This window comes from Kitasatospora sp. NPDC022785 (assembly GCF_055561295.1).
This window is the reverse complement of sequence record NZ_JBVHHB010000012.1, coordinates 1-22,579: the sequence shown is the minus strand read 5'-3', so window position 1 is coordinate 22,579 and position 22,579 is coordinate 1. Positions and strand designations below refer to the sequence as shown.

Genomic DNA, 22,579 nt, shown 5'->3' with positions numbered 1-22,579 from the left:
CCTGGGAGATGACCCGATGACGCTGTCGCTCTACCTCGACACCGAACGCTGGCGCACCCACCAGCGCTCCGTCCTGGCCGAGTTCCCCGGCCTGGTGCCGGTGGCGAAGGGCAACGGCTACGGCCTGGGCAACCACCGGCTGGCCGAGGAGGCGACCCTCCTCGGCACCGGTGTGCTGGCCGTCGGCACCGCGTACGAGGCGGCCGACGCGGCCGACTGGTACGGCGGCGAGCTGCTGGTCCTCACCCCGTACCGGGTCGGCGAGGAGGTGCTGCCGCTGCCGCACGCCCGGGTGATCCGGACGGTGGCGAGCCTGGACGGGCTGCGTGCGCTGCGCGGCTCCCGGGTGGTGCTGGAGTGCATGACCACCATGCGCCGGCACGGCGTGAGCGCGGCCGACCTGCCGGTGGTCGCCGCCGAGCTGGACGGCGTCTCCTTCGAGGGCCTGGCGCTGCACCTGCCGATGGACCGGCCGGACGGCTCCTCCCCCGTGGACGAGGTCGCCTACTGGGTGGACACCGCCCGGGCCGCCGGGGTGCCGGTGCACACCGTCTTCGTCAGCCACCTCGGCGCGGCGGGCATGGAGGAGCTGGGCCGGCGCTACCCGGACACCGTCTTCCGGGCCCGGATCGGCACCCGGCTCTGGCTCGGCGACCACGGCGCGCTGGAGGTCCGGGCGACGGTGCTGGACGTCACCCCGGTGGCGAAGGGCGACCGCTACGGCTACCGCCAGCACCCGGCACCGACCGACGGCCACCTGCTGGTGGTCGCCGGCGGCACCGCGCACGGCATCGGGCTGGAGGCGCCCAAGTACGTGCAGGGCATGTCCTCGCGGGCCAAGGGGATCGCCCGGGCCGGCCTGGCGACGGTCAACAAGACCAAGTCGCCGTTCAACTGGGCCGGCAAGCAGCTCTGGTTCGCCGAGCCGCCGCACATGCAGGTCTCGCTGCTCCTGCTGGACAACGAGACCAAGCCGCCGGCGGTCGGCGACGAGCTGACCCTGCAGGTCCGGCACACCACCACGCACTTCGACCGCGTGGTGGACCGCTAGGACCCGCTCGGCCGCTACGGCCTGGTGGTCTCGGCCGGTTCCGGGGTGTACGGCTCGTCGAGCCACTGCTCCGGGCCGGCCGGCGCGTATCCGGCGTAGCTCGCCTCCTCGTGGAGCTGCCGGGCGGTGCCGAGCACGAAGACGTCCGGGGCCTGGTCGAGCACCCCGCCGGACGGGTCGTCGCTGCCGTCCCAGCGCACCGGGTCGCGGTCCGGCAGCAGCACGTCGCGGATCACCATCCCGACCAGGTAGAGCGTGCCGACCAGGTGCAGCGCGATCGCGAAGTGGTACCAGGACTCGCCGATCCCGTGCTGCTTGGGCCCGGTGACGAAGCCCAGGTGGGACCAGATGCCCAGGGTGTAGATCACCTCGCAGGCCTGCCAGATCAGGAAGTCCCGCCAGCGCGGCCGGGCCAGCACCGCGAGCGGGATCAGCCAGAGCACGTACTGCGGCGAGTACACCTTGTTGACCAGGACGAACGCGGCCACCACCAGGAAGGCCAGCTGTGCGACGCGCGGGCGGCGGGGCGCCGAGAGGGCGAGCCACCCTATCCCCAGGCAGCAGAGCACCATCAGCACCCCGATGTAGAGGTCGAGGTCCGCCAGCCCCACGCCCCGGCTCTGCATCAGGATCAGCCAGAAGGAGCCGTAGTCCTCCTTGCGGTGCTTGCTGAAGACGTAGAAGGTCGACCAGCCCTGCCAGTTGGCCAGCATGATCGGCAGGTTCACCAGCAGCCAGGCGCCGACCGCCCCGCCCAGCAGGGCCCGGAACTCGCGCCACTTCCCCGCCCGCCAGCAGAGCATCAGCAGCGGCCCGAGCAGCAGCAGCGGATAGAGCTTGGCCGCGGTGGCCAGGCCGATGAAGACCCCGGCCCAGACCGGGCGCGAGCCGGCCCACCAAGCCAGTGCGAGGGCGGCCAGCGCGACCGCCAGGAGGTCCCAGTTGACGGTGGAGTTGAGCAGCAGGCCGGGCGCGAGCGCGAACAGCAGGGCGTCCCAGGGGCGGCGCCGGTGGGTCCGGGAGACGGCGACCACGGCGACCACCGCGCAGGCCATCAGCAGGCCCGCGTTGATCGCCCAGAACCACTGCTCCTGGGCCTGCTGGGTGCCGCCGCCGGGCGTCAGCCAGGCCGCGACCTGCATGAACAGGCCGGTCAGCACCGGGTATTCGAGGAACTGCAGATCGCCCGAGGTGCCCGGGATCCGGTCCACGTACGGGTGCAGCCCGGCCGCGAAGCCGCGGCCGCCGAACAGGTGCGGGATGTCGCTGTAGCAGGCGTGGATGTACTGCGGCGACCCCGGCTGGAACCAGGCGCCGTTGTAGCAGGGCAGCTTCTGCGCCATGCCCAGCACCGAGACCGCGATCACCACCAGCGCCAGGAAGCGCGCCGGGATCCACCAGGAGACCCCGAGCAGGGCGCGCCGGCCGGGCGGGCCGCCGATCACCTCGCTGCCGGCCGCGGCGACCGGATCCTCGTCCGCCGGGACGACCACGGTGTTGGCCGGGGGCGCGGCCGCGGCGGCGGAGACCGGGCCGGGCGCTGCCGGAGCCGCCCCGGCGGCCTCGATGGGCCCGATCTGGCCGACGGATTCGTCAGGATCGCTCGACGTCATGCCGGACATCCTGCCGCACCTCCCCCGGCTGGACGAGGAGGCCCCCTGAGCGGCTTCGGCCCGATCGGGCCAATCGTGACGAAACGGCGGTGGCGGCCCTCCGGAGAGGACCGCCACCGCCGTTCAGCGCTGCTCGGCGCCGTTCGGAACGTCCCGGCCGAGCGTTACCCGGCGCGTCAGGGTGCCGCCCCCTGCGGGCCGCCGCCAGGCGTCGCGCTGGACGACTGGCTCGGCTTGTTCGTCTTGGAACCGGAGGGGCTGGCCGAGGACGAAGACGGTGCCGGCTGGCTCGAGCCGCACAGCCCCGGGATGAGGCAGGTGGGCGAAGAGCCGCCACCGCCACCACCGCCACCACCGCCACCGGGCGGGTTCGTCTTGGTCGCGGGCGGCGGCGTGGGCACCGTGCCCGGGCAGTCGACACCGGGAACGCAGGACGGGGCCTGGGTCGTGGTCGGTACCGGCGGCTGCGGGGCACCCGGCTCCGGAGCGGTGGTCGCCATGGTCTCGGTCGCCGAGGGCGAGGTCGTCGGCGAGGCCGTGCTCGGGGCACCGGAGGAGTCGACCTGGCTGCCGACCGGCTGCGGCGCCGGGAAGTCCATCTTCTTCTCGTTGGCCAGCGCCACCTTCATGTACCGGGTGAAGATGTCGGTCGGGATGTCACCACCGTGGATGGACTCCTTGCCGCCGGTGCCGTTGAGCGAGAGCCGGTTGTGCGCCGACGGGTCCTCGCGCCACATCGCGACGCTGGTGGCCAGCTGCGGGGTGTAGCCGACCCACCAGGCCGACTTGTTCTCGTCGGTGGTACCGGTCTTGCCGGCCACCGGACGGCCCAGCGTGCTGGCCTTCTGACCGGTACCGTTCTTCGCCACGTTCACCAGCACGTCGGTGACGTTGTCCGCGACGACCGGCTCCAGCGCCTGCTTCGCCTCCGGCTTGTTGAAGCCGGGGCGGGCGGCGCCCTGCCACTCGACCTTGGTCACCGAGTAGGGGTCGGTCTGCTTGCCGCTGGCCGCGAGGGTTGAGTAGGCGTCGGCCATCCGGATCGGGCTGATGCCCGAGGTGCCGAGCGGGAAGGTCGCGGTCTTCGTGTCGACGAAGCTCTCCTTGCGCACGCCCATCGCCTCGGCGATGTTGGCCACGTTCTGGCCGCCGACGTCCTGGTTGAGCTGGACGAACGGCACGTTGTACGACCACTGCATGGCCTGTCGCAGCGAGACGTAGCCGGGCTTGCGCTTGTCCTCGTTCTTCTGCCGGTACGGCTTGCCGTCGTCGCCCATCACCAGCGAGCCGTCCGGCTTGCGGATCTCCGACAGGTCGTCGGCCAGGTAGCGGCTGTCGGCGTTGATCCGCTTCGGCTTGCCGTTCTCGGTCGCGGTCTGCACGCCGACCTGCATCGCCGCGGCCAGCACGAAGGGCTTGAAGGTCGAGCCGACCTGGACGCCCTGGGCGTCGGCGTTGTTGTCGAAGTGCTGGTTCTCCACGCCGTCGCCGCCGTAGATCGCGACGAGCGCGCCGTCACCGGGGCGGATGCTGGCCGCACCGAACTGGACGAAGTTGTCGTTGTCCGGGCGCTTCTGCACGTTGAGCGTCTCGCCCTTGACGTCGTCCACGGCCTTCTTGAGGGCGTCGACCTTGTCCTTCTCGAAGGTGGTGTAGATCTTGTAGCCGCCCTTTTCGAGCGCCTGCGCGTTGATGTTCGGGTCCTTCGACATGACGTACCGGTTGGCGACGTCGACCAGGTAGCTGATCTCGCCGTTCATGTTGGTCGGCGGGACCTTCTTGATCGGCTCGGGGAAGGTCGTGCACTTGGCACGCTCCTCGGGGGTGGTGTTCTTCGTCTCCACCATCCGGGTGAGGATCCAGTTCCACCGCTCCACCGCGCGGTCGTGGTTGCCCTTGATGCTCGGGTCGTACAGGTTGGCGCCCTTGAGCAGGCCGGCCAGCATCGCGCTCTGGCAGAGGTCCAGGTCCTTGGCGTTGACGCCGTAGTACGCCTGGGCGGCGGCCTGCGCACCGGTTCCGCGGCCGAACCAGCTGGTGTTCAGGTACCCCTTCAGGATCTCGGGCTTCTCGTACTCCTGATTGACCTTCAGGGTGATGAAGAACTCCTTCACCTTGCGGTCGAGGGTCTGCTCCTGGCTGAGGTACGCGTTCTTCACGTACTGCTGGGTGATGGTCGAGGCGCCCTGCGTCTGGCCGCCCTTGGCCATGTTGTAGGCCGCGCGCGCCATGCCCATCGGGTCGATGCCGCTGTCGGTGCGGAAGGTCGAGTTCTCCGCCGCGATGACCGCGTTCTGCAGGTTGGGGCTGATGTCGGCGAGTTCGACGATCTGACGGTTGGTCTCACCCTTGCGGGTCATCTCCGTGCCGTCGGCCCAGTAGTAGATGTTGTTCTGGTCCTTCACCAGATCCTTCAACGGCGGGATCGTGGTGTTCTGGTAGATGAAGAAGACCGTGCCGACGCAGGCCGCGAAGACGACCAGGAACGCCGTGAGCCACTGCCGCCAGGACGGCAGCCAGCGACGGAAGCCCTGCTTGCCGAAGCGCGGGTAGTCGATGAACCGCTTCTTGCCGGGCTTGCCGCCCCGGTCACCGCCCGCACCGGCGCCGGCGCTCTCGGCGCCGCCGCGCTTGCCGCCGCCCTTCTGGGCCGCCTTGCGCATCTCGGCGCGGGTCATCCGGGGCTGCTGAGCGGTCTCGCGGACGCCCGGGGGGCGCCGCCGGCCGAGACCTTCCGAGCCCAGCTCGTCCTGTCCGGCACCCATCGGCCGACCGCTGTCGCCCGGAGGCTGCCCGCCGTTGGGCGACCTGCGCCGTCGTTCGCTCATGTTCCAGCTACTCCTCGCCAGGCGGTCGAGCCTGAAGGCAGGGTTCACGTCCGATGCCCGTAACCGCCCTAACCCCGGAGGTGGTCCTCGTGCACACGCGACAGCGTACGCAGCCGAGAAATACAACTAATCGGGCATCAGGCGCCAATCCCCGCAAAACGGCAGCAGATCATTACACGCCCGTTGCCAAGCACACCCGCGCGTCGCCTTGTGATCACATTCACGCGTGCCCCCCTTGCCCCGCCGGGGACCCAGGTTTACTGTTCTCGATATATCGAGCCGATACATCGGAGCGGCATACCGCCGGAGACGGCGGGTCACGGACCGGCTGAGGGGAAGGAGGACGACGGCATTGGGCAGGCGCTCAGGAGTGCTGGAGTTCGCCGTTCTCGGCCTGCTCCACGACGCCCCGATGCACGGATACGAGCTGCGCAAGCGGCTCAACGTCCTGCTCGGAACGTTGCGCGCGTTCTCCTACGGAACGCTCTACCCCTGTCTGAAGAGCCTGGTGGCCCAGGGTTTCCTGGTCGAGGACAACCCGGACGTCGAGTACGTCCCGGCCACCGCGCTCAACGGCAAGCGGTCCAAGATCGTCTACCGGCTCTCTCCCGAGGGCAAGCAGCGATTCGAGGAACTGCTCGCCGACTCCGGCCCCGACGCCTGGGAGGACGAGCACTTCGGCGTCCACTTCGCGTTCTTCGGCCAGACCGACCGGGCCGTGCGGATGCGCGTCCTGGAGGGGCGCCGCAGCCGGCTGGAGGAGCGACTGGAGCGGATGCGCAACTCGCTCGCCAGGGCGCGCGAGCGGTTCGACGACTACACCGTCGAACTGCAGCGGCACGGCCTGGAGTCGGTCGAGCGCGAGGTCCGGTGGCTCAACGAGCTGATCGAGACCGAGCGGGCCAACCGCACCGGCCGGACCGGACCGTCCACCGACGGGACCGGCCCCGCAGTACCCAAGACTTCGGACGGCCGTGGCCAGGAGGACGGATCCCCGGATCCGCCCGGGCCACCGTACGACCGCCCGGGGCGCTCCGCCCAGGAGCGCTGACACCGCGTCAGCCCTGTGCCACGCGGCAGGAGTGGGCGCCTCGCGCGCCCGTCAAAGAGTCATCGAAGAAGCAGGACGAGTGCCGCCGAGCCCCGGCGGCCCTCATGAGATCACAGGGAGCAACCGGAATGGGTTCGGTTCGCGTAGCCATCGTCGGCGTGGGCAACTGCGCCGCGTCGCTGGTGCAGGGTGTCGAGTACTACAAGGACGCCGACCCGGCCGGCAAGGTCCCCGGGCTGATGCACGTCCAGTTCGGTGACTACCACGTCCGTGACGTGGAGTTCGTCGCCGCCTTCGACGTCGACGCCAAGAAGGTCGGCTTCGACCTGGCCGACGCCATCGGCAGCAGCGAGAACAACACCATCAAGATCTGCGACGTGCCGCCGACCGGTGTGACCGTCCAGCGCGGCCACACCCTCGACGGCCTGGGCAAGTACTACCGGGAGACCATCGAGGAGTCCGACGAGGCCCCGGTCGACGTCGTCCAGATCCTCAAGGACAAGCAGGTCGACGTTCTGGTCTGCTACCTGCCCGTGGGTTCCGAGGCCGCGGCCAAGTTCTACGCCCAGTGCGCCATCGACGCCAAGGTCGCCTTCGTGAACGCCCTGCCGGTGTTCATCGCGGGCACCAAGGAGTGGGCGGACAAGTTCACCGAGGCCGGCGTGCCGATCGTCGGTGACGACATCAAGTCCCAGGTCGGCGCCACCATCACGCACCGCGTGATGGCCAAGCTGTTCGAGGACCGCGGTGTCATCCTCGAGCGCACCATGCAGCTGAACGTCGGCGGCAACATGGACTTCAAGAACATGCTCGAGCGCGAGCGCCTGGAGTCCAAGAAGATCTCCAAGACGCAGGCCGTCACCTCGCAGATCCGCGACCGCGAGCTGGGCGCCAACAACGTCCACATCGGTCCGTCGGACTACGTGGCGTGGCTGGACGACCGCAAGTGGGCGTACGTCCGCCTCGAGGGCCGCGCCTTCGGCAACGTCCCGCTGAACCTGGAGTACAAGCTCGAGGTCTGGGACTCCCCGAACTCGGCCGGTGTCATCATCGACGCCGTGCGCGCCGCGAAGATCGCCAAGGACCGCGGCATCGGCGGCCCGATCCTGTCGGCGTCCTCGTACTTCATGAAGTCCCCGCCGGTCCAGTACTTCGACGACGAGGCCAAGGAGAACGTCGAGAAGTTCATCCGCGGCGAGGTCGAGCGCTGAGTCTGCGGCTCCTAGGCGCCTGAACGGGCCCACGGTCACCGACCGTGGGCCCGTTCACCTTTTCACGGCGAATGTTTCACGTGAAACACAGGCCGGTTCCATGGCAGTCTGGGCGGGTGGCGATCACGGAGAACGGCAACACCCACCAGACCGCGCACCGCGCCACGCTCCTCGACCTGCTCCGCGGACGCGACTTCCGCCGCCTGCTGACCGCCCGGGTGCTCTCCCAGCTCTCCGACGGCGTCTTCCAGGTCTCGCTCGCCGCCTACGTCGTCTTCTCCCCGGAGAAGCAGTCCTCCCCCGCCGACATCGCCTCGGTGCTGGCGGTGATGCTGCTGCCGTTCTCCGTGATCGGCCCGTTCGCCGGGGTGCTGCTGGACCGCTGGCGCCGCAGGCAGGTGCTGTTCTACGGCAACCTGGCCCGGTTCGGGCTCGGCCTGGTCACCGCGGCGCTGCTCCTCATCGAGGCCCCGACCTGGCTCTTCTTCGCCTCGGCGCTGCTGGTCACGGCGCTCAACCGGTTCATCCTGGCCGGTCTCTCCGCCGCCCTGCCACGGGTGGTGCACCAGCGACAGCTGGTCACCGCCAACGCGCTCTCCCCCACCCTGGGGACGGTCGCGGCAGCCGTCGGCGGCGGCCTGGGCTTCCTGCTGCACCAGGTGATGGCGCCCGGGCCCAGGGCCGACGCGGCGCTGGTCACGGTCGCCGCCGTGCTCTACCTCACGGCGGCGCTGGCCGCCCTCCGGATGCACCGGGACCTCCTCGGCCCCGAGCACCACGCGGAGCGCCCCGCGCTCGGCCAGGCACTGGCCCGGGCCGCCCGCGACCTGGGCGCGGCCGTCACCCACCTGGTGCGGGACTGCCGGCCCGCCGTCCACGCGCTCGCCGCCGTGACCGCCGCCCGGTTCTGCTACGGCGTGCTGATCGTCATGGTGGTGATGCTCGCCCGCTACACCTTCAACGACCCCGCCGACAGCGCGGCCGGGCTGGCCACGCTGGGCCAGGCGGTCGCCCTCTCCGCGGCCGGCTTCTTCGTCGCCGCGGTGATCAGCCCCTGGTGCACCCGCCGGCTCGGGCTGGCGGGCTGGATGACGCTCTGCCTGGCGGCGCCGGTCGTCTTCGTGCCCGCGCTCGGCCTGGGCTTCTCGCTGGTGCCGTGCCTGATCGCGGCCCTGCTGCTCGGTGTGGTCACCCAGGGCACCAAGATCTGCGCCGACACCGTGGTCCAGGAGTCGGTCGAGGACGACTACCGCGGGCGCGTCTTCGCCATCTACGACGTGCTGTTCAACGTCGCCTTCGTGGCCGCCGCCCTGGTGACGGCGCTGGTGCTGCCGCTCTCCGGCCGCTCCGTCGCGGTCGTCGCCGGCGTCGCCCTGGTGTACGCGCTGGCCGCCGTCCTCTATCTGCGGGCGGCCCGGCGGACCGGCCCGCTCCCCGGTGACCAGGCGGTCTGAGAGCCTGTACCCCCTCAAACCGGCGGCGTCGGAACGAGTCGCTAAGGTACGTCAGATCTGTCGGAGCGACAGCACACTGTCTCGGGGGACAACCTGATGAGCACACCGCCCGGTCCGTACGGGCCGCCACCCCAGTACGGCTACCCGCAGGCACCCCCGGGACACCCCGGCCCGCCGCCGGCCCCCCAGGCGTACGGTGCTCCACCTCCGCAGTACGGCCAGCCGCAGCCGGGCCCCACCGGCTACGGGCAGCCACCGGCGTACGGCCACCCGGCCGCGCCCCCGCCCGGCCAGCCCGCGCCCCCGTACGGGCAGCAGCCCCCGTACGGTCCGCCGCCCGGGGGCCAGGCGCCGTACGGACAGCCGCCGTACGGCCAGCAGCCGCCGTACGGGCAGCAGCCGATGGCGCCGATGCCCGCCGAGCCGGCGAAGAAGACCGGCGCCAAGACCAAGCTGAAGCTGGTCGGCGGTGTGCTCGGCGCGATCGCCCTGGTCGTCGGCTACTTCGTCAGCGGCCCGAGCGTCAGCAGCGCCAAGGCGGGCGACTGCGTCAAGGCGAGCGGCTCGCGCGACGTCGAGATCGTCAAGTGCACCGATGCCAAGGCGAACTACAAGGTGCTGTCCACGTACTCCGGCACCACCGACACCAACCGCTGCAAGCAGACCGTCGGAACCACCAGCACGGTCTCGGGCAAGAGCGGCCGCCGCTGGAACAAGAAGCGGTACGTCCTCTGTCTCGGCCCGCTCTCACCCGGCGTGCCGCCGGCCAAGAAGTCCTGACCCGTTCGCCCAACCTTCCCCGGGGGACCCTTTGTCCGTTCCACCGCCCCAGATGCCGTACGGCGCGCCACCGCCCGCCGACAACAACAACCCGTACGCCGGCGGCAGCCCGTACGGCGCCCAGCCGCCCGGCTACGGCTACCCCGCCGCCCCGCAGCAGGGCGCACCCGGGTACGGCGTACCGCCCCAGGCCCCGCCGCCGCAGGCCGCGCCGCCCGGCTACGGCTACCCGGCCGCCCCGCAGCAGGCCGGTTACGCCCAGCAGAATCCGCAGGGCGGGCCGGTCTGCCGGTTCTGCGGCGGCTTCCCGGCCGTGAACACCACCGTTCGCGGGCACCAGGGAATCGTCATCATCATGCGGTTCCTGAAGCAGCCGGGGCCGTTCTGCCGCACCTGCGGGACGGCGGTCGTGCGCGACATGTCGGCCCGCACGATGGTGCAGGGCTGGTGGAGCTACCTGGGCTCGATCTTCACGGTGGCCACCCTGCTGCGGAACCTCGCGGCGCACAACAAGATCAAGGACCTGCCGCCGCCCGCCCCCGGCACCCACGGCCCGCAGCTCGACCCGGGCGCCCCGCTGACCAAGCGCCCGCACATGCTGATGCTGCTGCTGCCGGTCTTCTCGATCATCACGACGATCATCCTGATCGCGACCGGCGCCCTGCTCAACGACAACATCCGCAACGACAGGCCGTACCACCCGCTGGTGATGCCCTCGCCGACCGCGGTGAGCATCCCCCCGATGCCGTCGTTCTCACTGCCGCCGATCCCGGAGATCACCACCCCGGCCGTGCCGAAGCCCTCGTCGGCCGCGGCGAGCACGGTGCCCGACGACATCGACCGCGCCAAGGCCGGCGACTGCCTGCGCAACGAGAACGGCACCAGCGCCACCCACGACCCCAACCCGCGGATCACCATGCTGCCCTGCAGCGACAAGCGCGCCCAGTACAAGGTGCTCCGCAAGATGCTCGCCACCAGCGACGACAAGGTCTGCGACAGCGTGCCGGACTCGGACAGCAGCTACACCCGGACGTCGTCCTCCGCCGCCCTGAGCTACGTGCTCTGCCTGCAGGGGATCAACGACTGACGGTCCGCCGCCGCGTACGCGAAAGGGGTGGTCCCGGGATTCCGGGGCCACCCCTTTCGGTGCTTTCGGTGCAGTTCGCGCCGTTGACGCCGTTGGCGCTCAGCCCTGCTGGGCGGCCCACCAGGCACGGAGCGCGGTGACGGCCTCGTCGTGCTCCATCGGGCCGTGCTCCAGACGCAGCTCCAGCATGTGCTTGTACGCCTTGCCGACCTGCGGGCCCGGCTTGAGCTCCAGCAGCTCCATGATCTGGTTGCCGTCCAGCGCCGGACGGACGGCGTCCAGCTCCTCCCGCGCCTTCAGCTCGGTGATCCGCTCCTCCAGCCCGTCGTAGGTGCGGGAGAGCGCCGCGGCCTTCTTCCGGTTGCGGGTGGTGCAGTCGGAGCGGGTGAGCTTGTGCAGGCGCTCCAGCAGCGGCCCGGCGTCGGTGACGTAGCGGCGCACCGCCGAGTCGGTCCACTCGCCGCCGCCGTAGCCGTGGAAGCGCAGGTGCAGCTCGACCAGGCGCGAGACGTCCTCGGTCAGCTCCTTCGAGTACTTCAGCTCGCGCATCCGCTTGCGGGTCATCTTGGCGCCGACCACCTCGTGGTGGTGGAAGGAGACCCGGCCGTCCGACTCGAAGCGGCGGGTGCGTGGCTTGCCGATGTCGTGCAGCAGCGCGGCCAGCCGCAGGGTGAGGTCCGGGCCGTCCTGCTCCAGGTCGATGGCCTGCTCCAGGACGGTCAGCGAGTGCTCGTAGACGTCCTTGTGCCGGTGGTGCTCGTCCCGCTCCAGCTGGAGCGCCGGCAGCTCGGGCAGCACGTGGCCGGCCAGCCCGGTGTCGACCAGCAGCCGCAGGCCCTTCACCGGGTGGGCGGCCAGCAGCAGCTTGTTCAGCTCGGCCTGGACCCGCTCGGCCGAGACGATGGTGATCCGCTCGGCCATGGCGGTCATCGCGGCGACGACCTCGGGGGCCGGTTCGAAGTCCAGCTGGGCGGCGAAGCGGGCGGCCCGCATCATCCGCAGCGGGTCGTCGGAGAAGGACTCCTCGGGGGTGGCGGGGGTGCGCAGCACCCGGGCCTCCAGGTCCTCCAGCCCGCGGTGCGGGTCGACGAAGCCACGGCCGGGCAGGTCGACGGCCATCGCGTTGACGGTGAAGTCGCGGCGGACGAGGTCCTGCTCGATGGTGTCGCCGTAGGTGACCTCGGGCTTGCGCGAGCTGCGGTCGTACGCCTCGGAGCGGTACGTGGTGATCTCGATCAGGAAGGACCCCTCGGGGGTGTCCTTGCGCGCGCCGACGGTGCCGAAGGCGATGCCGACGTCCCAGACGGCGTCCGCCCAGCCCTTGACCAGCTTCAGGATCTCCTGCGGGCGGGCGTCGGTGGTGAAGTCCAGGTCGTTGCCGAGGCGCCCCAGCAGCGCGTCCCGGACCGAGCCGCCGACCAGCGCGAGCCGGTGACCGGCCGCCTGGAAGCGGCGGGCGATCTCGTCGGCGACCGGGGACACCCGCAGCAGCTCCTGCAGACCGAGGGTCTGCGCCTCGCTCAGGCCTTGGACGACCTGGGTGGCGATGCTGGGATGATGGACGCCGGACTCGTGGGGCTCATTGGCAGTGGACACGGCTCACAAGGGTACGTGCCCCGGCGGCCCCGCCGCCCGCGCGTTTTCCGGTGCTCACCACAAGGCCCGCAACACTGCACCCCCGGCTGCATCGTTACCATGCCGGTGGAGCGAGTCGCGGCACCGACGAGGGGCCGCGGTGCCGCGTGCCAGTACGGCCGACCGGAGCATGCCCGGTCGCATTTCTTCACCGCTGATCCCACGGCCGGCCTCCCCGGCGGGCGGGGAACCGGCGGCATCACAGCATCAAGCAGCGAGCGATCGAGAACGGCGAGGGCGAAGCGCGTGAGCGAGGTGGGCGCATGAGCGAGCGAAGCGAGCGAGCCGACAACAGGTGCGCGTCTCGCGAAGCGACCGCCGAGGGCAGCGAGGTGGGCGCATGAGCGAGCCGGCACGGCACTCGGGCCTGGAGGCGTACGGACCGACCCACGAACGCGGGCCCGCACGCCGCACGGCGCGGACCGTGCGGCGGTTCGCGGCCGTGCTGGGCGCCGTGCTGGCGCTGCTGCCGGCGCTGCCGGCCGCCGCGCTGTCCGCCGGGGGCCCGCGCCCCGCCGCCGATTCGGGCGTCTCCGCCGAGTACCCGGTGGTGATGACCATCGAGGCGGTGAACAAACCGGTGGCCGTCCAGAACGGGACCGTGACGATCTCCGGGCACATCACCAACGGCGGCAAGTCGGTGCTCAAGTCCGCCCACGCGGCGGTCCGCAAGCCGTGGCTGGGCAAGCCGCTGACCACCCGCAGCGAGCTGGCCTCGGTCACCACCCGGACCAGCCCGGCCGGCGCGGACGGCGTCGACCTGGAGAGCCCCCAGTACGCGCTCAACGAGCTGGGCCCGGGCCAGACCCAGCCCTACACGCTGAGCGTCGCGGTGAGCGACCTCGAACTCTCCGGCGAGGGCGTCTACGAGCTGGCGGTGGACGTCTGGGGCTCGACCGCGGACAACCAGCACGACCGCCCGCTGGGCATCGCCCGGACCTTCCTGCCGTACGACCCGACGCCGACGGACGCGCAGCCGTCCAAGGTCGCCACCCTCTGGCCGCTGGTGCACGCACCGGTGCTGGTCGCGCAGACCATGTCCGACAACGACCAGACCATCCCGGTGCTGCGCGACGACAGCCTGGCGGCCGACTTCGCGCCGGGCGGCCGGCTGTACGAGCTGGTCGAGACCGGCTCGTCGATGACCGGCCTGACCTGGGTGATCGACCCGGACCTGCTGGACACCGCGTTCGCGATGTCCAAGACGTACCGGGTGCAGAAGCCCGGCATCGAGAAGAGCGACAAGAAGGCGGCGAAGGAGGAGAACACCTTCGTGGGGACCGGCTCGGCCGCCGCGACGGCCTGGCTGGAGAAGCTGCGGGCCGCGGTGGCCAAGAACGGCAGCCAGGTGGTCGCGCTCCCCTACGCCGACCCGGACCTCGCCTCGATCGCGCACAACGCCGCCGAGCTCCAGGGCGTGGACACCGCGCTCGGCAAGGCGACCACGGCGGGCCGGCTGACCGTGGAGGGCCGGCTCGCGGTGGACACCCGCTCGGACGTGGCCTGGCCCTACCAGGGGTACCTGGACCAGCAGATCTCGGCCATGACGCAGCGCACCGGCAGCGGGCTGGTGCTGGTCAACGGCGCGAGCCTGCCCGAGCCCGACTCGCTGAAGTACACGCCGACCGCGGTCCGGCCGATCGGCAACGGACTGAACGCGGCGGTGGCCGACGAAACGGTCTCGGCCCTGTTCGAGACGGACCTCAACACCCCGCAGGCGCAGACCCTGGCGGTGCAGCGGTTCCTCGCCGAGACGTTCGTGATCTCCCGGCAGGAGCCGCAGAACCCGCGAGGCCTGCTGGTGATGCCGCCGCGCGAGCTGACCGCGGACACCGCCAAGGTGCTGGCCACCGCCGTGCAGGCGGCGCAGGCCGGCAAATGGGTGGAGCCGGTCAAGCTGGACGTGATCGCCCAGGGCCCGGCCGATCCGAAGGCCAACACCAACGTCCCGCCCGCCACCGACTACCCGGCGCAGGCCCGGGCCTCGGAGCTGCCGTCCTCGGTGATGACGGACACCGTCGAGATCCAGAGCAAGCTGGATCTTCTGATGCGCGTCCTCACCCTGCCGCAGCGGGTCCGCGGTCCGTTCAGCGCGGCGATGGTGCGGTCGATGTCGACCGAGTGGCGCCACGAGGCCCCGGCCGGCTCCGTCTACCGCGACGGGGTGAAGCGCTACCTCAAAGAGCTGACCGACGCGGTGAACGTCCCGGAGAAGACCTCCATCACCTTCGCCGGGGACACCGGGGTGCTGCAGGTCAGCGTCCGCAACAACCTCACCCAGCCGGTCACCAACCTCAAGCTGGTGCTCCGTCCGACCCAGGCCAACCGGCTCAAGATCCACCCGGCCGAGGAGCTGGTGCTGCCCGCCTCGCAGGGCGTCACCCTGCGGTTCCCCGCCGAGGCGCAGAACAACGGGCCGGTGACCGTGACCGCCGAGCTCTGGACCACCGGCCCGAACCCGCAGCAGTACGGCGAGGCACGGCAGTTCACCGTGGAGGTCACCTCGGTGACCAACGGCGTGCTCTACGTCTTCGGCGGCGGCCTGGTGCTGCTCCTGCTGGCGGCACTGCGGTTCTTCCGCCAGCGCAAGCGTCGCGCGGAGAACGGCGACGAGGGTGACGAGCCGATCGGCGACGCGCCGCTCGTGGACGGCCCGGCGGCCGGCGAGCAGGCCGACACCCCGGAGGAGGACGACGAGGGAGCGGCCCCTGCCGGGGGTGCCGGACCCAGCGACGCCGGGCGGACACCGCGCGGCAGCAGCACAGATGGCCGGGATCGGGCCACCAGCAATGAGAAGGTTGGTCCTTGATACCGCCGACACCCGCCCGATGCCGGGTCGGCCTCCCCCACGACAGCGAAGAGGTGACATGACCGGGCGCAGCGAGGAGCGGCCGCCGGGCCGCGGTGAGAGCCGGCCGGGCGCCGAGTCGCCGTCCGGCGACTGGTACGTGGCCGACACCTACGCCCAGGACCCGTACGCGGCCGACGCGTACCAGGGCCCCGGGGACGGTCAGGATCCGTACGGCCTGCGGGCCGCCCGGCCCGCGGCGCCGCAGCCGCCGGCCGCCGCGTACGACGTGCCGCCGCAGCTGCCGCCGCAGGGCGGCGGCTACCCGACGCCGGTGCCGCCGGCGTCGTTCGCCCCGCCCGTCCCGCCGGTGCAGCCCGGCTGGGACACCCCGCCGCAGCAGGCCGCGGCCCAGCAGCAGGCCTCGGCCTCGGCCCAGCAGCAGGTGGCAGCCCAGCAGCAGGAGCCGGCGGCGGACTGGCAGGAGCCCCACGCTCCGTGGGGGCGGCCGGCGCCGGTCGGCAGCCAGTGGGCCGGACCGCAGCAGGAACAGCAGGGACAGCAGGACCAGCAGGACCAGCAGTGGCAGCCGGGCCCGGCGCACTCCGCCTGGGACTCCGAGTCCACCGAGTACGTGGGCGTGGACGCGCTGTTCGGCGGCGCCCAGGCCGCCCCGGCCGCCGAGGTCCGTCCGCCCGCCCAGCAGCCCCCGGTCCAGCCGGTCCAGCCGCTGCTCGCCCAGCCGCCCGTGGCGCCGGCGCCGTTCCCCTCGTCCGCGCCGTTCCCCCCGGCCGGCGCGTACCAGGGCGGACCGGGCCAGCACGGCCACCACGGCGGGCCGAACGGTCCGAACGGCCCGGACGGGCAGCGCCCGTTCGTGCCCCCGATCGAGTTCGACCCGCCGCTCTCCGAGGAGGAGGCCACCATGCAGGTGGCGGCGGTGCAGATTCCGCCCGCGGTGGAGCCCCTGGATGAGCTGGCCGCCGAGGAGCACGCCCCCGCGGCACCCGCTCCGGCGGCCGGTGGCGGCGGCAAGGTCGCCAGCCTGCTCAACTCCAGCGCGATCATGGCGGCCGGCACCCTGGTCTCCCGCGGCACCGGGTTCCTGCGGACGATGGTGATCGCCGCGGCGATCGGCCTCGGCGTGATGGGCGACTCGTACAACGCCGCGAACACGCTGCCCACCCTGCTCTACATCCTGATCGGCGGCGGCGCCCTGAACGCCGTCTTCGTGCCGCAGCTGGTCCGCAGCATGAAGAACGACGCCGACGGCGGCACCGCCTACGCCAACCGGCTGCTCACCCTGGTGATGGTGGGTCTGGCCGGCGTGACCTTCGCGGCCGTGCTCGGCGCGCCCCTGCTGGTCCAGTTGATCGCGCACCCGCTGATGAGGAACCCCGCCAGCGCCGACACCACCGTGGCGCTGGCCCGGTACTGCCTGCCCACCATCTTCTTCATGGGCATCCACGTGGTGATGGGCCAGATCCTCAACGCCCGCGGCCGGTTCGGCGCGATGATGTGGACCCCGGTCCTCAACAACGTCGTGGTGATCTTCACCTTCTCCGCGTACCTCTGGGTCTTCGGCAGCTTCGGCGGCACCAAGGTCACCCCGGAGACGATCTCCCCCGAGGGCGTGCGGCTGCTCGGCATCGGCACACTGGTCGGCCTCGCCGTCCAGGCGCTGGCGATGGTGCCCTACCTGCGGGCGGCCGGCTTCCACTTCCGCCCGCGGTTCGACTGGCGCGGCCACGGCCTGGGCAAGGCGGCCCGGCTGGCCAAGTGGACGTTCTTCTTCGTCCTCGCCAACCAGGCCGGCTACCTGGTCATCACCCAGCTGGCCACCGCGGCCGGGAACGCCGCCGAGAAGGGCGGCCACGGCGGCGTCGGTCTCTCCGCGTTCTCCAACGCGCTGCTGATCTGGCAGCTGCCGCAGGCGGTGATCGTCGTCTCGATCATGAGCGCGGTCCTCCCCCGGCTCTCCCGGGCCGCCGCCGACGAGGACGCCGGCGCCGTCCGCGACGACCTCTCGTACGGGCTGCGCACCACCGCGGTGGCGGTCGTCCCGGGCGCGTTCCTGTTCCTCTCGCTGGGCCCGGCGATCGGCCGTGCGATCTACGCGGTGGGCGGCAACGACGTCGCCCTGGACAACGCCACCAACGTCGGTCTGATGCTCTCCGCGTTCGCGCTGGGCCTGATCCCGTACTCGGCGCAGTACGTGATGCTGCGCGGCTTCTACGCCTACGAGGACACCCGGACGCCGTTCTCCAACACCGTCTGGGTGGCGGCCTGCCAGGCCGCCTTCTCGCTGGCCTGCTGGTTCGTCCTGCCCGCCGAGTGGGTCGTCACGGGCATGGCGTTCGGGTACGGTCTCGCCTACGCCATCGGGGTGACGGTGGCGGTGCCCAAGCTGAAGAAGAAGATCGGCGGGCTGGACACCAAGCGGATCGGCAAGACCTACACCCGGCTGATCACCGCCTGCGTCCCGGCCGCACTGGTCGGCGTGGGCGTCAGCCTGGCGGTCCAGCAGGTCATCGACGGCTGGCTGGGCAGCGTGCTCACCATCGTCGTGGCCGGCGGCCTCCAGCTCGCCGTCTTCGTGCTGATCGCGAAGAAGCTCCGGATCGAGGAGCTCAACGCCATGCTGGGGATGGTCCGCGGCCGACTGGGCCGCTGACCTCCGCACCAACCGGTCGTACCGGCCACCGCCCTGACCGGGCGTCAACCGGACGGCCGGGCTTCTCCGCCCCGATGGGGCGGGTACTGGGCCGCCCTCCGCGCCCGGGGTCCTCCCGGGCCCGGAATGGCGGCCCAGTGCCGGATCTGCACCACATCTCTCCACCATCGCGCAACCACGTGGACCTTTCAGCGGTCGTACCCGGTGGAGAAGAGTGGGCACAATTGACCTGGAGCACGGGGCCTCGGCCCGATCGGCTCCAGCGACTCTCTCAGGCCGGGGCGACACAAGGGGAGGCAGGACCACGGTGGCTGATGGCACCAAGGCGGTCGTCGACACGTCAGCAGCTGACGGGGCGGCGGACGAGGCCGCACTGGCCGCGGCGATCGACGAGCTCGCCGGCGAGACGGGCCGGGCCACCGCGGCCGGCAAGGCCACCGAAGCCGACCAGGCCGACGCGCCCGAAGCCGACGGCGAGGCCGGCACCGGGAGCGGTGACGACCGCGGCGGCGACGACGCGCAGTCCCCCATGGCCTCCGCCTGCGAGGAGACCTCCGAGATCACCGCGCCGCTCTCGACCGACGAGATCCGCGCCGAACTGGCCGCCGGCGACCGCGCCCGCCGGGCGGGCACCGCCGACGGCGCCACCGCACGCCCCGCCGGCCGCCCGCCGCAGGACCCGCAGCCCACCCACGACCCGCGCGAGACCGGCACCCTCCCGAAGACCCTGCCGGCCCCGCTGCGGCACAGCGGCGACAAGATCGGCAACCGGTACCGGCTGGAGGAGTGCATCTCCCACACCGAGACCTTCAGCAGCTGGCGCGCGGTCGACGAGAAGCTGCGCCGCGCCGTCGGCGTCCACCTGATGGCCTCGGGCCACCAGCGCGCCCGCAAGGTGCTGGCCGCCGCCAAGTCCGCCGCGCTGCTCGGCGACCCGCGCTTCGTCCAGGTGCTGGACGCCGTCCAGGAGGGCGAGCTGGTCTACGTCGTGCGGGAGTGGCTGCCGCACGCCTCCGACCTCGCCAAGCTGCTCGCCACCGGCCCGATGGAGCCGCACGAGGCGTACCAGATGGTCCGCCAGGTCACCGACGCGGTCGCCGCCGCCCACCGCCGGGGCCAGGCCCATCTGCGGCTCACCCCGCGCTGCGTGCTGCGCACCGACAGCGGCCAGTACCGGATCAACGGCATCGCGGTCGACGCCGCCCTGCGCGGCCTGCCCGACGAGGTCGCCGGCGAGGGCACCGACGACGCCGAGCGCACCGACACCCGTGCCATCGGCGCCCTGCTGTTCGCCGCGCTCACCCACCGCTGGCCCTTCCCCGAGGACCGCTACGACCTCAAGGGCCTCCCGAGGAACCTCCGTGACGTACCGCCGGACCAGGTCCGGGCCGGGGTCCACAAGGGCCTCTCCGAGCTGGCCGCTCGCGCCCTGCTGGACCAGCCGCCGCACCACGCCGAGCCGATCACCACCCCCGAGCAGCTGGCGAAGGCGGTCGCGCTGATGCCGCGCATCCGCCAGCCCGAGCCGGAGCTGCCGGCCTTCACCGCCCCGCCGCGGCACAACACCCACGCGCTGCCCACCGCACCCAACCCGACCCGGGTGGTCGCCGCCCCCCACACCGGTCCCGTCATGGCGTCGCCCGCGGCCCGGCAGGCCCCCGTCCGGCGCACCCGGCGGCGGCTGCGCCGGGTGGTCAAGGTGACGGCCTGGACGGTCGCCCTCGGCGCGATCGGCGTCGCCTCCTGGCAGCTGGTCGACAACCTGCGCAACAACGGGACGACCATCACGGCCTCCACCACGCCCACCACGGCCGCCTCCCCGACCGTGCACGCCGCGGCGCACACCCCGGTGCCGATCCCGGTCAAGGACGCGATCTCGTACAACCCGCTGGGCGACTCCCCCGAGGGCACCTTCACGCTCGGCAACGCCTACGACGGAGACGCGAGCACCGCCTGGACCACGAAGGGCTACCAGGATCCGTTCGGTCCCAACAAGCCGCTCAAGGCGGGCACCGGTCTGCTGATCGACCTCGGTGCACCACAGGCCGTCAGCTCGGTGAACGTCCAGTTCGTCGGCGCCACCACGGCCGAGCTGCGGGTGCCCGGTGCGTCGGCCGCCGCCAACCCGCAGGCGGCCCAGCCGGGCGACTTCACGGTGGCCGGGAAGAATAGCGGCGTCACGGCCAACTACACCTTCGAGAGCCCGGTCACCACGCGCTACCTCTTGATCTGGATGACGAGCCTGCCGAAGGATGGGAAGGACTGGCGCGGCCAGATCGCCGAGGTCAAGGTCTTCGGCTGAGCCATCGGTCCCGGGACGAACACGGCAGGCACGACGAGGGGTGGCAGTGGCGGACGGCACGGAACCGGCGGACGACGACGCGGCGCTGCTCGCCCGGCACGTCGCCGGCGACCGGGACGCCTTCGGCCTGCTGGTCGACCGTCACCGCAACCGGCTCTGGGCGGTCGCCCTGCGCACCCTCGGCGACCGCGAGGAGGCCGCCGACGCCCTCCAGGACGCCCTGGTCTCCGCGTTCCGTTCCGCCCACACCTTCCAGGGCCGCTCGGCCGTCACCACCTGGCTGCACCGGATCGTGGTCAACGCCTGCCTGGACCGCGCCCGGCGCGCCGCCACCCGCCGCACCAAGCCGCTGGACGACGACCCGCAGCGGCTGGACGCGCTGGTCGGCTCCGCCGAACCGGCCGACTCCCCCGTGGTCCGGGCCGAGCTGCACCGGGAGCTGACGGCGGCGCTCGCCGAGCTGCCGGCCGAGCAGCGGGCCGCACTGGTCCTGGTCGACATGCAGGGCTACCCCGTCGCCGAGGCCGCCGAGCTGCTCGGCGTCCCGGTCGGCACCGTGAAGAGCCGCTGCGCCCGCGGCCGCGCGCGGCTGCTGCCGCTGGTCCGCCACCTGCGCGAGGACGGCGCGGCACCGGCCACGGGCACCGCGCGACGTGACGCCGTTCCACGTGGAACGGAGAGACCGGCCCGTTCCCCGCGGGACGCCGCCTCGCCGCCCGGGAACCCGTCCGGGGCGCGCACCGTCACAAGGACAGGACCGGACACCGGCCGGCCGATTCTGGAAGGAGATGCGAGCACGCGATGACGGCCCCCCTCTCCTCTCCCGACCCCGGCGAGCCCGTGGATCCCGTGGATCCGCACGCCGCCGGACCGCACCCCTCCGTCGACGAGCTGGCCGACCTAGCCGAGGGTCTCGTCGAGTCCGCCGACGAGACCGCGGCGCTCCGCGACCACCTGGCCGGCTGCGCCGACTGCCGTGAGACCGCCGAAGCGCTCGCCGAAGTGCAGGCCCTGCTCGGCTCCGCCGAGCCGCCCGCCATGCCAGCCGACGTCGCCGCCCGGCTGGACGCCGCCCTGGCCTCGGCGGCCGCCGAGCGCGACGTACCCGCCGAGGGCCCCGGCACCCCCCGGAAGGCCCCCGCACCGACCGGACGGACCACCGCCCCGGCCGGCGCGTCCCGGCCCGGAGCCGCCCCCTCCCAGGCCCCCCTCGGGCCACCCGGAAGGCCCGCAGGCTCCGCGGCCACCGGACCCGGCCGCCCACGCTCCCGCCGCCGCCGGATCGGCCTGCTGCTCGGCGCGGCCGCCGTCCTGCTCGGGGCGGGCCTCGGTGGCTCCCTGCTGTTCTCCCCGGCCGACCGGACGGCCTCGGACACCACGGCCGTTTCCGCCGCCGGGGCCGTGCCCAGCGGCGCCCCCGACACCGCCGGGGCTGTGCCCGGCGGCGCCCCCAACACCCCCAGGACCGAGCACGGAGGCACCGTCTACCGGGACGACCAGCTGGCCGCCCAGGTCCGGCAGCTGCTCGCCCGGACGGGCGTCACCCCCGACGGCGCCGCCCAGTCGTCCCGGCCGTCCACGGGTACGTCCGACGTACCGCCCGCCGACGGGCAGCAGGGGATCGCCGGCGGGCACAGCGCCACGGCCTGCCCGGCGCCGGGCGCCGGACCGCTGCTCGCCGCCGACTCCGGCAGCTACGACGGCGCCCCGGCCGAGGCCCTGGTGTACGCCGTCCCGGACCAGCCGGAGAAGCTGGACGTCTACCTCCGCGCCCCCGACTGCGGCCCCGTCCTGCTGCACCGCACCGTCCCGGCCCGCTGACCGGTGGTGCCCCCACGATCCACGCTCCGGGCCGTCCGGCGCTCCCACACTGCGGGCACCTGGTACGGATCCGCCTGGGAATGCGAGAGACTGGTCAGTCGTTGTCCCGGGCGGCGGAGCAGGACCGCCCTCCCCGCACCTAACGCGGGTCGCGATGCGAACCAGGAGATGCAGTGAGCGACGTCCGTAACGTGATCATCATCGGTTCCGGCCCGGCCGGCTACACGGCCGCGCTCTACACCGCCCGTGCCTCCCTCAAGCCGCTGGTCTTCGAGGGCGCCGTC

15 protein-coding genes are annotated in these 22,579 nt (G+C 72.3%); 12 read left to right on the top strand and 3 right to left on the bottom strand.

From position 1 onward, the window contains the following. Nucleotides 1–16: 16 nt before the first annotated feature. Complete coding sequence (locus ACZ3YO_RS20325; RefSeq protein WP_465554883.1) at nt 17–1,051, top strand: alanine racemase; 1,035 nt, start codon at nt 17–19, stop codon at nt 1,049–1,051. 14 nt (nt 1,052–1,065) lie between these two features. Here ACZ3YO_RS20325 and ACZ3YO_RS20320 read toward each other — a convergent pair whose 3' ends face one another. Together ACZ3YO_RS20320 and ACZ3YO_RS20315 are read right to left on the bottom strand one after the other, a co-directional pair. Beyond that, nucleotides 1,066–2,664 (bottom strand): glycosyltransferase family 87 protein, encoded by a 1,599-nt coding sequence (locus tag ACZ3YO_RS20320; RefSeq protein WP_465571037.1) that lies wholly within the window; start codon nt 2,662–2,664, stop codon nt 1,066–1,068. Between the two features lie 176 nt (nt 2,665–2,840). Then, the gene (locus ACZ3YO_RS20315; protein ID WP_465571035.1) at nt 2,841–5,492 is read right to left on the bottom strand and encodes a transglycosylase domain-containing protein; all 2,652 of its coding nucleotides are present in this window, start codon (nt 5,490–5,492) and stop codon (nt 2,841–2,843) included. A 352-nt stretch (nt 5,493–5,844) separates the two neighbouring features. Here ACZ3YO_RS20315 and ACZ3YO_RS20310 point away from each other — a divergent pair, with 352 nt between their 5' ends. The 5 genes from ACZ3YO_RS20310 (at nt 5,845) to ACZ3YO_RS20290 (ending at nt 11,075) form a co-directional block, all read left to right on the top strand. Beyond that, a complete protein-coding gene (locus tag ACZ3YO_RS20310) occupies nt 5,845–6,543 on the top strand; it encodes a PadR family transcriptional regulator (RefSeq protein ID WP_396324341.1) in 699 nt (232 codons plus the stop codon). Between the two features lie 128 nt (nt 6,544–6,671). Beyond that, entirely contained in the window at nt 6,672–7,754 is a 1,083-nt protein-coding gene (locus ACZ3YO_RS20305) for an inositol-3-phosphate synthase (protein ID WP_396324342.1), read from the top strand. 116 nt (nt 7,755–7,870) lie between these two features. Beyond that, complete coding sequence (locus tag ACZ3YO_RS20300; RefSeq protein ID WP_465571031.1) at nt 7,871–9,208, top strand: MFS transporter; 1,338 nt, start codon at nt 7,871–7,873, stop codon at nt 9,206–9,208. A gap of 96 nt (nt 9,209–9,304) precedes the next feature. Further along, a complete protein-coding gene (locus ACZ3YO_RS20295; protein ID WP_465571029.1) occupies nt 9,305–9,988 on the top strand; it encodes an LppU/SCO3897 family protein in 684 nt (227 codons plus the stop codon). Nucleotides 9,989–10,040: 52 nt separating this feature from the next. Continuing rightward, the gene (locus ACZ3YO_RS20290) at nt 10,041–11,075 is read left to right on the top strand and encodes an LppU/SCO3897 family protein (RefSeq protein ID WP_465571026.1); all 1,035 of its coding nucleotides are present in this window, start codon (nt 10,041–10,043) and stop codon (nt 11,073–11,075) included. Nucleotides 11,076–11,174: 99 nt separating this feature from the next. Here the strand turns inward: ACZ3YO_RS20290 and ACZ3YO_RS20285 are convergent, their stop codons facing one another. Beyond that, nucleotides 11,175–12,623 (bottom strand): CCA tRNA nucleotidyltransferase, encoded by a 1,449-nt coding sequence (locus tag ACZ3YO_RS20285; RefSeq protein WP_465571424.1) that lies wholly within the window; start codon nt 12,621–12,623, stop codon nt 11,175–11,177. Nucleotides 12,624–13,050: 427 nt separating this feature from the next. Between ACZ3YO_RS20285 and ACZ3YO_RS20280 the strand changes: the two genes are divergently transcribed. The 6 genes from ACZ3YO_RS20280 to ACZ3YO_RS20255 all read left to right on the top strand — a co-directional run. Further along, complete coding sequence (locus tag ACZ3YO_RS20280) at nt 13,051–15,519, top strand: DUF6049 family protein (RefSeq protein WP_465571024.1); 2,469 nt, start codon at nt 13,051–13,053, stop codon at nt 15,517–15,519. 58 nt (nt 15,520–15,577) lie between these two features. Then, on the top strand, nt 15,578–18,172 hold the full coding sequence (gene murJ, locus ACZ3YO_RS20275; RefSeq protein WP_465571021.1) for a murein biosynthesis integral membrane protein MurJ: 2,595 nt from the start codon (nt 15,578–15,580) through the stop codon (nt 18,170–18,172). A 307-nt stretch (nt 18,173–18,479) separates the two neighbouring features. Beyond that, the gene (locus ACZ3YO_RS20270) at nt 18,480–20,474 is read left to right on the top strand and encodes a protein kinase family protein (protein ID WP_465571019.1); all 1,995 of its coding nucleotides are present in this window, start codon (nt 18,480–18,482) and stop codon (nt 20,472–20,474) included. Nucleotides 20,475–20,520: 46 nt separating this feature from the next. After that, entirely contained in the window at nt 20,521–21,279 is a 759-nt protein-coding gene (gene sigM, locus ACZ3YO_RS20265) for an RNA polymerase sigma factor SigM (protein ID WP_465571016.1), read from the top strand. Then, the gene (locus ACZ3YO_RS20260) at nt 21,276–22,295 is read left to right on the top strand and encodes a hypothetical protein (RefSeq protein WP_465571013.1); all 1,020 of its coding nucleotides are present in this window, start codon (nt 21,276–21,278) and stop codon (nt 22,293–22,295) included. The genes sigM and ACZ3YO_RS20260 overlap by 4 nt, the downstream gene beginning before the upstream one ends. Before the next feature lie 173 nt (nt 22,296–22,468). Then, on the top strand, nt 22,469–22,579 hold a 111-nt coding region (locus tag ACZ3YO_RS20255), incomplete at its 3' end, for an FAD-dependent oxidoreductase (protein WP_396324356.1).